The sequence below is a fragment of the uncultured Comamonas sp. genome, from assembly GCF_964277875.1.
Taxonomy (GTDB): domain Bacteria; phylum Pseudomonadota; class Gammaproteobacteria; order Burkholderiales; family Burkholderiaceae_C; genus Comamonas; species Comamonas sediminis.
The window spans coordinates 14,895-29,649 of sequence record NZ_CAXYJV010000033.1; the positions used below are offsets into that span (position 1 = coordinate 14,895).

13 protein-coding genes and 1 tRNA gene are annotated in these 14,755 nt (G+C 61.5%); 7 read left to right on the forward strand and 7 right to left on the reverse strand.

Annotated elements, in window-relative coordinates:
- Positions 1-9 precede the first annotated feature (9 nt).
- Genes ACHWUQ_RS11920 through ACHWUQ_RS11930 form a run of 3 tightly spaced genes read right to left on the reverse strand, consistent with a single transcriptional unit; the run spans position 10 to position 1,930 of the window.
- Positions 10-936, reverse strand: coding sequence for a DUF3106 domain-containing protein (locus tag ACHWUQ_RS11920; RefSeq protein ID WP_394681254.1), 927 nt, complete (start codon positions 934-936; stop codon positions 10-12).
- The gene (locus tag ACHWUQ_RS11925) at positions 933-1,370 is read right to left on the reverse strand and encodes a DUF3619 family protein (RefSeq protein ID WP_239808760.1); all 438 of its coding nucleotides are present in this window, start codon (positions 1,368-1,370) and stop codon (positions 933-935) included. The genes ACHWUQ_RS11920 and ACHWUQ_RS11925 overlap by 4 nt, the downstream gene beginning before the upstream one ends.
- Positions 1,367-1,930, reverse strand: a complete 564-nt coding sequence (locus ACHWUQ_RS11930; RefSeq protein ID WP_394681257.1) for an RNA polymerase sigma factor — start codon at positions 1,928-1,930, stop codon at positions 1,367-1,369. Before ACHWUQ_RS11930 ends, ACHWUQ_RS11925 begins: the two co-directional genes overlap by 4 nt.
- Before the next feature lie 305 nt (positions 1,931-2,235).
- Here ACHWUQ_RS11930 and ACHWUQ_RS11935 point away from each other — a divergent pair, with 305 nt between their 5' ends.
- The 7 genes from ACHWUQ_RS11935 (at position 2,236) to ACHWUQ_RS11965 (ending at position 12,001) form a co-directional block, all read left to right on the forward strand.
- Positions 2,236-4,026 (forward strand): acetolactate synthase 3 catalytic subunit, encoded by a 1,791-nt coding sequence (locus ACHWUQ_RS11935; protein ID WP_239808759.1) that lies wholly within the window; start codon positions 2,236-2,238, stop codon positions 4,024-4,026.
- 143 nt (positions 4,027-4,169) lie between these two features.
- Entirely contained in the window at positions 4,170-4,661 is a 492-nt protein-coding gene (gene ilvN, locus ACHWUQ_RS11940) for an acetolactate synthase small subunit (RefSeq protein ID WP_021024891.1), read from the forward strand.
- Between the two features lie 347 nt (positions 4,662-5,008).
- Entirely contained in the window at positions 5,009-6,025 is a 1,017-nt protein-coding gene (gene ilvC / locus ACHWUQ_RS11945) for a ketol-acid reductoisomerase (RefSeq protein ID WP_230773062.1), read from the forward strand.
- A 204-nt stretch (positions 6,026-6,229) separates the two neighbouring features.
- Positions 6,230-7,117: a CDP-diacylglycerol--serine O-phosphatidyltransferase gene (pssA, locus tag ACHWUQ_RS11950; protein WP_312415359.1), complete on the forward strand. Its 888-nt coding sequence runs from the start codon at positions 6,230-6,232 to the stop codon at positions 7,115-7,117.
- A 221-nt stretch (positions 7,118-7,338) separates the two neighbouring features.
- On the forward strand, positions 7,339-9,063 hold the full coding sequence (leuA, locus tag ACHWUQ_RS11955; RefSeq protein ID WP_394681255.1) for a 2-isopropylmalate synthase: 1,725 nt from the start codon (positions 7,339-7,341) through the stop codon (positions 9,061-9,063).
- Positions 9,064-9,217: 154 nt separating this feature from the next.
- Positions 9,218-10,756 carry a 2-isopropylmalate synthase gene (locus ACHWUQ_RS11960; RefSeq protein ID WP_239808756.1) on the forward strand — a complete coding sequence of 513 codons (1,539 nt, stop codon included), beginning with the start codon at positions 9,218-9,220 and terminating at the stop codon, positions 10,754-10,756.
- Positions 10,757-10,873: 117 nt separating this feature from the next.
- Positions 10,874-12,001, forward strand: coding sequence for a serine hydrolase (locus ACHWUQ_RS11965; RefSeq protein WP_239808755.1), 1,128 nt, complete (start codon positions 10,874-10,876; stop codon positions 11,999-12,001).
- 72 nt (positions 12,002-12,073) lie between these two features.
- Here the strand turns inward: ACHWUQ_RS11965 and ACHWUQ_RS11970 are convergent, their stop codons facing one another.
- The 4 genes from ACHWUQ_RS11970 to ACHWUQ_RS11985 all read right to left on the reverse strand — a co-directional run bounded on the left by ACHWUQ_RS11970 (position 12,074) and on the right by ACHWUQ_RS11985 (position 14,683).
- Complete coding sequence (locus ACHWUQ_RS11970) at positions 12,074-12,871, reverse strand: IclR family transcriptional regulator (protein ID WP_239808754.1); 798 nt, start codon at positions 12,869-12,871, stop codon at positions 12,074-12,076.
- A gap of 54 nt (positions 12,872-12,925) precedes the next feature.
- Complete coding sequence (locus tag ACHWUQ_RS11975) at positions 12,926-13,684, reverse strand: arginyltransferase (protein ID WP_312415367.1); 759 nt, start codon at positions 13,682-13,684, stop codon at positions 12,926-12,928.
- A complete protein-coding gene (gene aat / locus ACHWUQ_RS11980; RefSeq protein WP_394681256.1) occupies positions 13,677-14,462 on the reverse strand; it encodes a leucyl/phenylalanyl-tRNA--protein transferase in 786 nt (261 codons plus the stop codon). Before aat ends, ACHWUQ_RS11975 begins: the two co-directional genes overlap by 8 nt.
- 145 nt (positions 14,463-14,607) lie before the next feature.
- Positions 14,608-14,683, reverse strand: a tRNA-Asn gene (locus tag ACHWUQ_RS11985).
- Positions 14,684-14,755: the final 72 nt, after the last annotated feature.

The window sequence follows — 14,755 nt, forward strand, 5'->3', positions numbered from 1 at the left end:
CTGCCAGTATCAGGTCGGCGGGTGCACAGGGCTGTCGCTGCTGCGCGATTGTGATTCGCCCGCGCGGGGGCGGGTCTGGTTGTCAAGCGGCGGCAGCGGTGAAGGGGTTACCGTGGCAGGCATTTGCACCGGCGCAGTCTCTACCGCAGGCGGAAGTGGCGCCGCAGCGGGGGCGGGCGGCAGCGCAGGCGCCGCAGGCGTGTTGCCGGGAGCCGGTGCCGGGCTGCTCAGCGGGCCGACCTCTACCGGGGTCACCATGCCGCGCGATTGCACGCGGATCTCGGGCGGCGGCAGGATCTTGGGCGGATTGGCGCGGTTGGGGTTGATGGCCGCCGCCGGCACCTTGACCAGCCGGCCGGTACTGCGTGCAGAGGGGCGCGGCGCCAGCGCCACACCACCGTGGTAGAGCACACCGCCCTGGGCGAGGCGCTTGCGCTCGCGGGCGCTGAGCGCTTGGTAATCTTCCCAGAGCTTGCGCTTTTCCTCGGCGGACAGGTTGCTGATGTTGGAATAGTTGAGGCGCGCCTGGCTTTGGTCGGACAGGCTGAACTTGGCCCATTCCTTCATGTGTTCGGCAATGCGCAACTGCTCCTGCGGCGAAAAATCGTCGAAGCTGTCGGCGATCATCGTCCAGCGGGTTTTCTGCTGCGTGGTCAGCCAGTTCCACTGCTCTTCGAGCGGGGCCAGCACCGTGCGCTGGTCGTCATCGAGTGCATCCCAGTTGGGGCCCTCATTGCGCGGGCTTGTGGAGCGGGTGACGCTGTTGGCGCTTACCAGGTCGCTGGCGGCGCTGCCATAGATGTTGGCGGCCTGGTTGCCGGCATAGATGCCTACAACAGCAAAAGCAGCCAGCAAAATACCGGCTGCTATCGCAGAAAGGGTCGAAGGGGCGGGCGTGCTGCCGGCTACCTCGTCGTTGTCGTAATCGTGTCTCAACGCTTGTCAGTGGGCTGCTTTTGCGCAGCAGTCTTCAGAAACTGGGTAAATCCAGGATCAGTATAGGCGCTTGGAGGCAGCTCGTCAGCCAGCAAGGTGGCATCGTACTCAGCCATTTCGCTGGCGCCTTCGTCTGCCTGCACGCCGTTGAAGAACGCCAGACCGGCAACCATTGCGCTCAGCGGCACAGCCGACACCACGGCGCGCCACCAGTTGCGTTTGCCGGAGGGCGCAGCCGCCTCTTGCTGGGGCTGGCGCGCGATGGCGGGCACCGCCACCACCTTGCGGCGCGACAGGGCGCGCTCGCGGGCCGCTCGCAAACGTTCGCTGATGTCGTAGTCGAGATCAGCCTCGGCTTCGCTCAGCCGAGCGGTGACGCGGCGGGCAAAAATTTCAGCATGGACAACGGTTTGGGCGGTGTTTGGGCGGTTCATAGCACGATTCCTTTGGCCTTAAGCACTTTACTCAAGGTTTGGATGGCGCGAAAGCAGTGGGTTTTTACACTTCCCTCTGAGCAACCCATGGCTGCTGCAGTCTCTGCAATGTCCATCTCTTCCCAATAACGCATCAGAAACGCTTCGCGTTGACGCGCTGGCAACTGTTGTATCTCTTTTTCTATTAATGCAAGGGTTTGTTTGCGGTCCGTATGGTGCTCGGCGCTCTGCTCGGCGTCTCCATTGTCGGCGTTGTAGATGTCCAGAAGGTTGAATTCCCCCTCGTCATCCGGGCCTTCGAAGTCGCTCATCGTCGTGAAGAGCGCATTGCGCGTCTTCTGCCGGCGGAACCAGTCGAGCGTGCTGTTGGACAGGATGCGCTGGAACAGCATGGGCAGCTCCTGCGCAGGCTTGTCGCCATAGTGCTCGGCCAGCTTCATCATGCTGTCCTGGACGATGTCGAGCGCGGCTTCCTGGTCGCGCACATGAAAAAGCGAGCGCTTGAAAGCTCGCTTTTCAACGCTTTTCAGAAAGTCGGACAGTTCTCGTTCTGTGGCCAAATCGTACCCAACACCGTGGTTAATCAGAGATTTCTCGCTTTTCACCCGGGTATAACAACCAAGTGTGGCAAAAAACACCGCATCAAGCCTCTGATTATCGCATCCTATCGAAAAAAAATCCGTAGCTTGTCGCAAAGCAATGCTGCAGTGCGATAATGTATAAGCATCAAAAAGCAAAAGGGTCACGGTCCGGCGTCGCAAGCATCTCGCCCATGTCCGTTGGCCTCAAGTTCCAAGCAGGCTCCACAAGAGCTGGGCGAGGAGCACCAGAGGTTTTTCGTTAGAGAAATTCACAAAGGTTGATCATGGAAATGTCCAAGGCCGAGCAGAACTCGGCGCAAGCGGCGCATCAGTCCGCGCAGAAATCCCAAGAACTCATGGGCGCTGAAGTGCTGGTCAAGGCACTGCAGGCCGAAGGCGTCAAGCAGCTGTGGGGCTACCCCGGCGGCGCAGTTCTCTACATCTACGACGCGCTCTACAAACAAGACACCATCAACCATGTGCTGGTTCGCCATGAACAGGCAGCAGTGCATGCAGCAGACGGCTTTGCCCGCGCCACCGGTGAGGTGGGCGTGGCATTGGTCACCTCGGGTCCGGGCCTGACCAATGCAGTCACCGGTATTGCCACTGCTTACACAGACAGCATCCCCATCGTCGTGATCTCCGGTCAGACCTCGACGACCGCCATTGGCTCGGATGCCTTCCAGGAATGCGATACCGTCGGTATCACGCGCCCCATCGTCAAGCACAACTTCCTCGTCAAGGATGTGCGCGATCTGGCGCTGACGATGAAAAAGGCTTTCCATATCGCACGCACCGGCCGTCCCGGCCCCGTCGTGATCGATATCCCCAAGGACGTTTCCTTCAAGAAGGTGGCCTACACCGGCTATCCCTCGACCGTGGAAATGCGCTCCTACAACCCGGTCAAGAAGGGCCACAGCGGCCAGATCCGCAAGGCGCTGCAGCTGCTGCTGGCGGCCAAGCGCCCCTATATCTATACCGGCGGTGGTGTGCTGCTGAGCGGTGCAGAGCAAGAGTTGCGCACCCTGGTGGACCTGCTGGGCTACCCGGTGACCCACACCCTGCTGGGACTGGGCGCCTACCCGGCGAGCAATCCGAAGTACCTGGGCATGCTGGGCATGCACGGCACGATCGAAGCCAACAACGCGATGCAGAACTGCGATGTGCTGCTGGCCGTGGGCGCGCGTTTTGACGACCGGGTCATCGGCAACCCCAAGCACTTCATGTCGGTGGACCGCAAGATCATCCATGTCGACATCGACCCTTCGTCAATTTCCAAGCGCGTCAAGGTGGATGTGCCCATCGTTGGCGACTGCAAGGAAGTGCTTTCCGAGCTGATTGCGATGGTCCGCGAGAGCGTGGCCAGCCCGGATGCCGATGCGCTGCAGAACTGGTGGAAGACCATCGAAGGCTGGCGCAGCCGCGACTGCCTGCGCTACGACCGCGAGAACAAGGAAGTCATCAAGCCGCAGTTTGTCGTCGAGACCCTGTGGCAGATGACCCGCGATGCGGACTGCTACGTGACCTCGGACGTGGGCCAGCACCAGATGTGGGCTGCGCAGTACTACCGCTTTGAGGAATCGCGCCGCTGGATCAACTCGGGCGGCCTGGGCACGATGGGTGTCGGCATTCCGTATGCGATGGGCATCAAGCTGGCCAAGCCCGATGCCGAGGTGTTCTGCATCACCGGCGAAGGTTCGGTGCAGATGAACATCCAGGAGCTGGCCACCTGCCGCCAGTACGAGACGCCGATCATCATCTGCGCGCTCAACAACCGCTTCCTGGGCATGGTGCGCCAGTGGCAGGAGATCGAATACTCGGGCCGCTACAGCCACAGCTACATGGATTCGCTGCCTGACTTCGTCAAGCTGGCCGAAGCCTATGGCCATGCGGGCATTCTGATCGAGAAGCCCGAGGACGTGGAGCCGGCGCTGCGCGAAGCGCGGCGCATTGCCCGTGAAGAGCGCAAGAGCGTGTTCCTCGACTTCCGCACCGACCCGACCGAGAACGTCTTCCCGATGGTTCAGGCCGGCAAGGGCATCACCGAGATGCTGCTGGGCGCGGACGATCTGTAAACGCCGTCCCTGGTAGGCGCGTCCTGCTGCAGGCACGCGTCCACCTCTTTCTTCGGCTTTTCCCTTTCTGACGAATCTATTGTCTACCGAGCCCAGCGCTTACCGGCGTTGGGGGAGGGTAGCGAAAAGAGGAATCTGTTCTTATGAAACATATCATTGCGGTTCTCCTGGAGAACGAACCAGGCGCATTGTCGCGCGTGGTGGGCCTGTTCTCGGCCCGTGGCTACAACATCGAGTCGCTCACCGTGGCGCCCACCGAGGATGCCTCGCTGTCGCGCATGACCATCACCACCACCGGCTCGGACGACGTCATCGAGCAGATCACCAAGCACCTCAACCGCCTCATTGAAGTGGTCAAGGTGGTGGATCTGACCGAGGGCGCCTACACCGAGCGCGAGCTGATGATGATCAAGGTGCGGGCGGTCGGCAAGGAGCGCGAGGAGATGAAGCGCATGGCCGACATCTTCCGTGGCCGCATCATCGATGTGACCGAGAAGAGCTACACCATCGAGGTGACCGGCGACCAGGCCAAGAACGATGCCTTTCTCAGTGCGATCGATCGTTCGGCCATCCTCGAGACCGTGCGTACCGGTGCCAGTGGCATCGGTCGCGGTGAACGCATCTTGCGCGTGTAATGCGCTGGTGTCACCGGCTGCGACGCCATGCCCGCCAGGCGGTGGGGGTGGTGCTGCTGCTGGTGGGGCTTGTGCTGGTGGAGTCCTCGCTACAGCAAGATGATCCGGAATGCTCCTGGGAACAGGACGGCTGGACCCAGATTCGCCAATGCGATCCACTGCTTTCACAGGCCGATGCCTTTGCTACCCCTGGCTCCCAGTTGTGGTTGTCCCTCATAGTAGGATTGGGCGCTTTTGTAGCGGGGGCTTATTTGCTGGCGTCAGGAAACACCGCAAGGCCCCCTGACGATACAGATTCTTGAACAAGTGTTTGTTTGCATTTTTGACTGATACCAACGGAGCGAAGCATGAAAGTTTTTTACGACAAGGACTGTGATCTGTCCCTCATCAAAGGCAAGACCGTCGCCATCATCGGCTACGGCTCGCAAGGCCATGCGCACGCGCAAAACCTGAACGACAGTGGCGTGAAGGTCATTGTGGGTCTGCGCAAGTCCGGCGCTTCCTGGCCCAAGGCCGAGAAGGCCGGTTTGACCGTGATGGAAGTCAACGACGCCGTGAAGGCCGCCGACGTGGTCATGATCCTGTTGCCTGACGAAGACATCGCCAAGGTGTACAACGACAACGTCAAGGACAACATCAAGCAAGGCGCTTCTCTGGTGTTCGCACACGGCTTCAACGTGCACTACAACCAGGTCGTGCCCCGCGCCGATCTGGACGTGTGGATGGTGGCACCCAAGGCCCCTGGCCACACCGTGCGCAACACCTACAGCCAAGGCGGCGGCGTGCCCCACCTGATCGCTGTGCACCAGGACAAGTCCGGCAAGGCCCGTGACCTGGCCCTGTCGTACGCGATGGCCAATGGTGGCGGCAAGGCCGGCATCATCGAGACCAACTTCAAGGAAGAAACCGAGACCGACCTGTTCGGCGAGCAAGCCGTTCTGTGCGGCGGTGCTGTCGAGCTGATCAAGATGGGCTTCGAGACCCTGGTGGAAGCCGGCTACGCGCCTGAAATGGCCTATTTCGAGTGCCTGCACGAGCTCAAGCTGATCGTGGACCTGATCTACGAAGGCGGCATTGCCAACATGAACTACTCGATCTCGAACAATGCCGAATACGGCGAGTACGTGACCGGTCCTGAGGTGATCAACGAAGAGTCGCGCAAGGCCATGCGCAACGCGCTCAAGCGCATCCAGAACGGCGACTACGCGAAGATGTTCATCCAGGAAGGCCGTCTGAGCTACCCATCGATGACCGCCCGCCGCCGCAACACGGCCGATCACCAGATCGAGCAAGTGGGTGGTCAGCTGCGCGCCATGATGCCTTGGATCGCCAAGAACAAGCTGGTCGACCAGACCCGCAACTAAATCGCGTTGGCCGCCGCTGCCTGCAGCAGCGCCGTGCTGATTCGCAAAGGACTGCCGAGGCAGTCCTTTTTTCATGGGCATCCCCGGTGGGCCCATCGTGGCAAAAGCTACACTGTAGGCCATGCCCGGCCGGGCCCGAGCCCGCCGGAAACTATAAAATATGTAGCTGATTGCGCAGATATGGCTGGCGCTGGAGTGGATTGAATGCTGGACGATAACGAAACCAAGCCCAAGGCTGCAGCGCCTGCGCTGGTGCCTGCGCAGCGCAAATGGCGCAAGGGCATTTATGTGCTGCCCAACTCGTTTACGTTGGCCGCCTTGTTTGGCGGCTTTTACTCGATCGTGATGGCCATGAACGGCCGTTTCGAGGCTGCCGCCGTGGGCGTGTTCTGCGCGATGGTGCTCGACAGCCTGGACGGGCGTGTGGCCCGCATGACCAACACGCAAAGCGCCTTTGGCGAGCAGATGGACTCGCTGTCGGACATGGTGTCGTTTGGCGCTGCTCCGGCGCTGATTGCCTATGAATGGGCGTTGCGCCCATTGGGCCGCTGGGGCTGGATTGCCGCCTTCGTCTACTGCTCCTGTGCGGCGCTGCGCCTGGCGCGGTTCAACGTGAACACTGGCGTGGTCGACAAGCGCTATTTCCAGGGCATGCCGTCTCCCGCTGCTGCAGCCCTGGTGGCGGGCTTTATCTGGCTGACCAGCGCACTCCTGGTATCGCACCGCGATGTACCGATTTTTGGCCAGGTGATTGCGCTGTTCGGCGGCTATCCGGCCAGCCGCGATGACCTGTCCTGGATCATGTTCGCCATCACCTTGCTGGCAGGCCTGACGATGGTCACCAACATTCCCTACTACAGCTTCAAGGACGCAGGGGCTGCCAAGAGCGTGCCTTTCTTCTCGCTGGTGGTCGTGGTGCTGCTGCTGGCGGTGGTGAGCATTGAGCCGGCCACGATGCTGTTCCTCATTTTTGTGGCCTATTTGCTCTCGGGCTATGTGATCTATGCCTGGCGCCGCTTCAAGGGCCAGCATGTGTCGATCGTGGCGACCTCGACCGACGAGCCCGAAGAGCGCGGCTTGCACCACGATTGAATTTTTTGCGGACTTTCGTCAAAACCTGTGTTAGAGTGAACGCCATGCAAAACCTGTCCCTAGCTCTACTACTAGCATGTCCAACGGGCAGGTAGAGTAGCGCGCAGTTTTTCACCCCTACACCTCGGCCCGTTTGCACCAGCAACGGGCCGATTCTGTTTTAGCAGGTTGCTGGTTTCCAACCCCGAACTTTTTGTTCCGATGAGAAAGACCAGCCAACCATGTTGACCCAACCTTCCAGCAAGTACCGCGCTTTTCCAGCCATTGCGTTGCGTGACCGCACCTGGCCTGATGCCCAGATCACCCAGGCACCCATCTGGCTGTCGACCGATCTGCGCGACGGCAACCAGGCGCTGATCGAGCCGATGGACCTGGCGCGCAAGCTGCGTATGTTCGACATGCTGGTCAAGATTGGCTTCAAGGAAATCGAAGTCGGCTTTCCCGCTTCCTCGCAGATCGAATTCGACTTTGTGCGCCAGTTGATCGAGGAAAAGCGCATCCCTGCCGACGTCACCATCCAGGTGATGACCCCCGCCCGCCCTGAGCTGATCACGCGCACGGTCGAGGCCCTGCAAGGCGCGCCGCGCGCCATCGTCCACATCTACAACGCGGTGGCCCCTGTCTGGCGCAAGGTCGTGTTCGGCATGAGCGTGCCCGAGGTGATGGCCTTGGTCAAAGACCAGGTGACCCACCTCAAGGCCTTGACCGATGCCCAGCCGGGCACCGAGTGGGTGTTGCAGTACTCGCCCGAAACCTTCTCGCTGGCCGAGCTCGATGTGTCCTTGCAGGCCTGCGAGACCGCGATTGCCGCCTGGGGCGCTGGCCGTGACATCATTCTGAACCTGCCCACCACGGTGGAAAACGCCACCCCGAACGTGTTTGCTGACCAGATCGAGTGGATGGTGCGCAAGTTCGCTGGCCGCCCAGAGGTGGTCGTGTCGGTGCACCCGCACAACGACCGCGGCACTGGCACGGCCAGCGCCGAGCTGGCCTTGATGGCCGGCGCCCACCGCGTCGAAGGCTGCCTGTTCGGCAATGGCGAGCGCACCGGCAACCTCGACATCGTCAATGTGGCCTTGAACATGTATGTGCAGGGCGTATCGCCCCAACTGGATTTCTCGGACATCGATGCCATCCGTGCCGAAGTCGAGTACTGCAACCAGTTGCCGGTGCCTGCCCGCCACCCCTATGCCGGCGACCTCGTCTACACCTCGTTTTCTGGCTCGCACCAGGACGCCATCAAGAAGGCCTTTGCGGCCCGCCAGGATGCCGATATCTGGGAAATTCCCTACTTGCCGATCGACCCCAAGGACCTGGGCCGCAGCTACGAGGCCGTCATCCGCGTCAACAGCCAGTCGGGCAAGGGCGGTATCTCCTACCTGCTCGAAGAAGCCTATGGCCTGGCGATGCCACGCCGCTTGCAGATCGAGTTCAGCCAGGTCGTGCAGCGCGCGATGGACACCGCGGGCACCGAGTTCACCGCCAAGGATTTGTGGAAAATTTTCGAGCGCGAGTACCAACTCAGCGCCAACCATGCACTGGCCCAGTACCGCGTGGAATCGGGCGACAGTGATGACGTGCGCATCAGCGGCAAGCTGCAATGGGCCGGTCAGGCTGTCAGCATTGCCGGCCAGGGCAATGGACCGATCGATGCCTTTGTGCAGGCGGTCAGCAGTGCCATTGGTATTCCTGTACGCCTGCTCGACTACAGCGAGCATGCCGTTGCCGCCAGTGATGCGCGCGGCGACAAGGGCGCCAATGCCACCGCTGCCGCCTACATCGAGCTGCGCGTCGGCGACAGCCAGAGCCTGTACGGCGTGGGCATGGACAGCAACAGCACCCAGGCGGCTTTCCGCGCGGTGATGAGCGCGGTGGCACGTAGCGGTGCTGTCGCCAGCGTGCAAACGGCAGCGCCACAAGCAGCTGCGGAAACGGCTGCTGCCTAACCACAGGCAGAGCAAAGCACGTAAACTACAGCGCGGTTGACGCAGGCTGCAGGAGAGCGGGCAGACCGCTTTCCTGCAGCCTGTTGTAGAGATTCCACTTACCCACAGTGGCAGCACGGCGGCAGCGCATGACCCATGCCATGGAGAACACACGATGAGCGACCAACTGATTATTTTTGATACCACCTTGCGCGATGGCGAACAGTCGCCCGGCGCGTCGATGACCAAGGACGAGAAGCTGCGCATTGCGCGCCAGCTCGAGCGCCTCAAGGTGGACGTCATCGAGGCTGGCTTTGCCGCCAGCTCCAACGGAGATTTCGATTGTGTGCAGAGCATCGCCTCCATCATCAAGGACTCGACCATCTGTTCGCTGGCCCGCGCCAATGACCGTGACATTGCCCGCGCTGCCGAAGCCTTGAAGCCTGCCAACCGGGCGCGCATTCACACCTTCATTGCGACCAGCCCACTGCACATGGAGAAAAAACTCCGCATGTCGCCCGATGAGGTGTTCGAGCAGGCCAAGATGTCGGTGCGTTTTGCCCGCAATCTGGTGGGCGATATCGAATTCAGTCCCGAAGACGGCTACCGCAGCGACCCGGATTTTCTCTGCCGCGTGATCGAGGCGGTGATCGCCGAAGGCGCCACCACCATCAATGTGCCTGACACCGTCGGCTACGCGATCCCCGAACTCTACGGCCAGTTCATTCTGAACCTGCGCGAGCGCATTCCCAACAGTGACAAGGCCATCTGGTCGGTGCATTGCCACAACGACCTGGGCATGGCCGTCGCCAACTCGCTGGCCGGCGTCAAGATCGGTGGTGCGCGCCAGGTGGAGTGCACGATCAACGGCCTGGGCGAGCGCGCGGGTAACTGCTCACTGGAGGAGGTCGTCATGGCCGTCAAGACGCGCCGCGATTACTTTGGCCTCGATGTCAACATCGACGCCCAGCACATTGTGGCCGCCAGCCGCCTGGTCAGCCAGACCACTGGCTTTGTGGTGCAGCCCAACAAGGCCGTGGTGGGCGCCAATGCGTTTGCCCATGCCTCGGGCATCCACCAGGATGGCGTGCTCAAGGCCCGCGACACCTACGAGATCATGCGGGCCGAGGATGTGGGCTGGAGCGCCAACAAGATCGTGCTGGGCAAGCTCTCGGGCCGCAACGCCTTCAAGCAGCGCCTGCAGGAGCTGGGTGTGGTGATGGACAGCGAAAGCGACATCAATGCCGCCTTCGCCCGTTTCAAGGACCTGGCTGACCGCAAGAGTGAAATCTTTGACGAGGACATCCTGGCACTGGTGCACATGGAAGGCGCGGAAGCCCAGGCTGAGACCTACCGCTTCGTGTCGCTGTCGCAAGCCAGCGAAACGGGCGAGCAGCCCAAGGCCAGTGTGGTGCTGATTGCCCACGGCCAGGAAGTGCGCGGCGAGTCCACCGGCAACGGGCCTGTCGATGCATCGATGAAGGCCATCGAATCCCAGGCGCGCAGCGGTGCGGAGATGGTGCTGTATGCGGTCAATGCGATCAGCGGCTCTACCGAGAGCCAGGGTGAGGTGACCGTACGCTTGCAGCAAGGTGGCCGCATCGTCAACGGTGTAGGTGCAGACCCCGATATCGTCGTGGCGTCAGCGAAGGCTTACATCGCTGCACTGAACAAGTTACAAAATCCTACGGAGCGAGTAGCTGCACAAGGTTGAGACTTCGGAATATAATTTCACTTAAATAATTGAAGAATCGCGTAAGTTCATGAATTTGCGCGATTTTTTGAATCCAAATTTCCGCTGTCAGCTATCGTATTTGTAGGGAGCAGAATAATGGCGCTACGTCATCGCAGTGTTTTGCGTCGTTTTTCACATTTGTTTGCAATTTGTACGTTGGCCTTTGGTTTAGCGGCGCCTGCCGCCCATGCCAGCGCCAAGAACAAGCCCGCTGCGAAGGCCCATGTGCAGGCCAAAGCAGGCAAGAAGCAGGCGGCCGTGGCCTCCAAGGGTGAGCGCAACGGGCGCCAGAAGCAGGCAGCTGCAGCGCCCGCGTCCAAAAAGCTCGCAGGCAAGGCTGCGAAGGGCAAGACCACCGTCGCCAAGGTGGGCCGCCATGCCGGTCGTGCTGCGGTCGCCTCGGCCGTCATCATTCCCGAGCGCCAATCCTTCGGCCAGCTCGCCGGTCTGCATGATGTGACCGATCCGCTGGCCCTCAAGTCCAGCGTGGCGCTGGTGCTGGACCAGGACACGCATGAGGTGCTGCTGTCCAAGAATGACCATGCGGTGCTGCCCATCGCCTCGCTCACCAAGCTGATGACCGGCCTCATCATCTCCCAGGCCCAGCTGCCGATGGACGAGATGATCACCATCACCCAGGACGATGTGGACACCGAAAAGCACAGCAGCTCGCGGCTGCGTGTCGGCACCACATTGATGCGTGGCGAGTTGCTGCACCTGGCGCTGATGTCCAGCGAAAACCGCGCAGCGCATGCGCTGGGCCGCACCTATCCGGGTGGCATGCAGACCTTTGTCGGCCTGATGAACATGAAAGCCAAGATGCTGGGCATGGCCGATACCCGCTATGTCGAGCCCACCGGCCTGTCGAGCTCCAACCAGTCCAGCGCCTTCGACCTGGCGACCTTGGTCAACGTGGCGCACTCCGATCCGCTGATGCGCGATCTGACCACCTCGCCGTCCTACCAGGTGGAAGTGGGTGAGCGTACGGTCCAGTTCAACAACACCAACCGCCTGGTGCACAACCCGGAGTGGAACATCGGCCTGCAAAAGACCGGCTATATCTCCGAAGCCGGGCGCTGCCTGGTGATGCAGACCCAGGTCGCGGGCCGCAAGCTAATCATGGTGTTCCTGGATTCGGCTGGCAAGTTTGGCCGTCTGGCAGACGCCGAACGGGTGCGCCATTGGGTGGAAGGCTCCGCCACGCACCTGCTGGCCAAACACTGACGCCAGGCACCCAACAAAAAACCTGCCTCGGCAGGTTTTTTTGCGTCTGCGAGTGTGCAGGGCGGACTGGCGTCAGCGTGCGTTGGGCTGGCGGTGTTCGTCAAATCCCAGTGCCGATGAGATCTCGCTCGCCGTGGCCTGCAGGCGCGTGGTCCAGGCGTCCTCCAGCCGGTCAGCGGGGGCGGAGACGGACAGCCCTGCCACCAGGCGCCCCTGGTCGTCATAGATGCCTGCGGCCATGCAGCGCACGCCCAGCTCCAGCTCTTCATTGTCGCGTGCCACGCCGTACTGGCGTGTCTTGGACAGCTCGCGCTCAAGCACCGCCAGGTTGGTGATGCTGTTCTTGGTATTGCCGGCCAGGCCCGTGCGCATGGCGTAGGCGCGCACGCGCTCGGGTTCATCATCGGCCAGGAAGAGCTTGCCGGTGGAGGTCAGATGCAAGGGCGCATGCCCGCCGATGGCACGCACCACCTGCATGCCCGAACGTTCGCTGAAGCTGCGCTCCACGTAGACGATCTCATCGCCCTGGCGCATGCTCAGATTGATGGCCTGCTGGGTCGCCAGGTGCAGGCGGCGCATTGGCAGCAATGCCACTTCGCGCACATTGATGCGTGCCTTGACCAGGTTGCCCAGCTCCAGCAGGCGCATGCCCAGGCGGTAGCTGCCCGATTCGGGGCGGTCCACGAAGCGGCCGATGGTCAGGTCATTCAAGATGCGGTGCGTCGTCGACGGGTGCAGGCCCGTGATTTCGCTGAGCTCTTTCAGTGACACCGCTTCCTCGCGCGTGGCCAGGACGTCCAACAGCGTGAACATGCGCTCTAGCACTTGCACGCTGGGCTTGGTGACGGTGTCATGTGTTGTTTTGGTCATGCGTAGACTGGCGCTCAGATAACAAGGATAGGGGTGGCCGCTTGATCGCAGCGATCAGGCGGCGCAATGGTTGGCGAGCTGGCCCGGTTGCCAGCGCTGGTCGATGTAGACCTCATAGGGCTGGTAGTCGGCCTTGTACTGCATCTTGGGGCTGGCGGCAATCCAGTAGCCCAGGTACAGGTAGGGCAGGCCCATCGCACGGCACTGCTCGATCTGCCAGAGCACGTTGTAGGTGCCGTAGCTGGTGTGGGCCTCGGGCTCGTAAAAGGTGTAGACGGCGGACAGGCCGTCGTTGAGGATATCGATGATCGAGACCATCTTCAAGGCGCCGGGCTGTGTGCCCTGTGCCGGTTCGCGGAACTCCACCAGGCGGCTGTTGACCCGGCTTTGCAGCATGAACTGCGAATACTGCTCGACACTGTCCTCATCCATGCCGCCGCCGGTGTGGCGGGCCGATTGGTAGCGCAGGTAGAGCGCGTAGTGCTCGCGCAGAAAGCCCAGTGGCAGCACGCGCACTTCCAGGGCTTCATGCTGTTTGCGCGCGCGGCGCTGGTGGCGCTTGGGTTTGAAGTCCTGCACATGCACGCGCAAAGGCACGCAGGCCTGGCAGCCATCGCAATAAGGGCGGTAGGTGAACAGGCCGCTGCGGCGAAATCCCTGCTGGATCAGTTCGGAATAGACATCGTTCTGGATGGCGTGGCTGGGCGTGGCTACCTGAGAGCGCGCCATGCGCGCTTCAAGATAGCTGCATGGGTAGGGCGCTGTCGCATAAAACTGCAAGCTGTGCAGTGGTAGTTCGTTCAGCCTACTCATCCGGATGCGGAGATGTCATTTCAGATAGTGGGATTATGTCAGTCCAATCGCGAGATGCAAACTCCCAACGCATCGGGGGCAGCGCTATTTGCGTGCGAACATGGGCCACAAACCGGCTGCGCGGTATCTCTGCTGCACCCATGAAGGCCAGATGCCCGGTGTTTTGCTGGCAATCGATCATCGGCGCCTGCTCACGGCGGCAGATCTGCACCAGTGCGGCCAGCGCAATCTTGGAGCCATTGGGGACCGTGGTGAACATCGATTCACCAAACACCGCGCGGCCGATGGCCACACAGTACAGCCCGGCCACCAACCGGCCGCGTTGCCACAGCTCCACACTGTGGGCAAAGCCATCGCGGTGCAGCTGCGTGTAGGCAGCCTGGATATCGTCAACGATCCAGGTGCCATCCTGCCCCGGGCGGGCCTGCTGGCTGCAGGCTGCAACCACGGCGGCAAAGTCGCTGTCGATGCGCAGCTCGCTGTGCGGATCCTGTTCAAACTTGCGGATCGCCTGCTTGAGCGAGCGGTGGAGCCTGAAATTGGCCGGTTGCAGCACCATGCGCGGATCGGTGGACCACCACAGGATCGGCGAGCCTTCGCTGAACCACGGGAAGATGCCCTGGCGGTAGGCCTGCTGCAGATGGGCGCTGTCGAGCACGCCGCCGGCGGCGAGCAGGCCGGGGTGGGGCGTGTTGGGTCCCCAGGCCCTGTCGACCGGCGGAAAGTCGTCATCGGGCTGCAGCCAGGCAAGCGGAGGGGTGTGGTGGTTGGCGCTCATGGTGTCTGTTGCCATGGTAGCGGCCAAATGGCAGGCTGCCGTCCCCCAAGGCGGCGCGGGGGTGATAAATACTGCAGTTCTGCCGCCGCAGCGGGGCTGGGCCTGCAAAAACAAAAAGCCTGCACATGTGTGCAGGCTTTTGAAGTGGCTCCTCAACCTGGGCTCGAACCAGGGACCTACGGATTAACAGTCCGGCGCTCTACCAACTGAGCTATTGAGGAATAAACGGTGAACAGGCTCTGTGCGATTGCAAAGCCCAAAAAGCTTTGGCTCCTCAACCTGGGCTCGAACCA

Bases quoted from the DNA above. Each gene is read 5' to 3' on its own strand.
- aat (WP_394681256.1), bottom strand. From the start codon at position 14,462: ATGAGCGCCAACCACCACACCCCTCCGCTTGCCTGGCTGCAGCCCGAT.
- ACHWUQ_RS11925 (WP_239808760.1), bottom strand. From the start codon at position 1,370: ATGAACCGCCCAAACACCGCCCAAACCGTTGTCCATGCTGAAATTTTT.
- pssA (WP_312415359.1), top strand. From the start codon at position 6,230: ATGCTGGACGATAACGAAACCAAGCCCAAGGCTGCAGCGCCTGCGCTG.
- ACHWUQ_RS11975 (WP_312415367.1), bottom strand. From the start codon at position 13,684: ATGAGTAGGCTGAACGAACTACCACTGCACAGCTTGCAGTTTTATGCG.
- ACHWUQ_RS11965 (WP_239808755.1), top strand. From the start codon at position 10,874: ATGGCGCTACGTCATCGCAGTGTTTTGCGTCGTTTTTCACATTTGTTT.
- ilvC (WP_230773062.1), top strand. From the start codon at position 5,009: ATGAAAGTTTTTTACGACAAGGACTGTGATCTGTCCCTCATCAAAGGC.
- leuA (WP_394681255.1), top strand. From the start codon at position 7,339: ATGTTGACCCAACCTTCCAGCAAGTACCGCGCTTTTCCAGCCATTGCG.
- ACHWUQ_RS11970 (WP_239808754.1), bottom strand. From the start codon at position 12,871: ATGACCAAAACAACACATGACACCGTCACCAAGCCCAGCGTGCAAGTG.
- ACHWUQ_RS11935 (WP_239808759.1), top strand. From the start codon at position 2,236: ATGGAAATGTCCAAGGCCGAGCAGAACTCGGCGCAAGCGGCGCATCAG.
- ACHWUQ_RS11960 (WP_239808756.1), top strand. From the start codon at position 9,218: ATGAGCGACCAACTGATTATTTTTGATACCACCTTGCGCGATGGCGAA.
- ilvN (WP_021024891.1), top strand. From the start codon at position 4,170: ATGAAACATATCATTGCGGTTCTCCTGGAGAACGAACCAGGCGCATTG.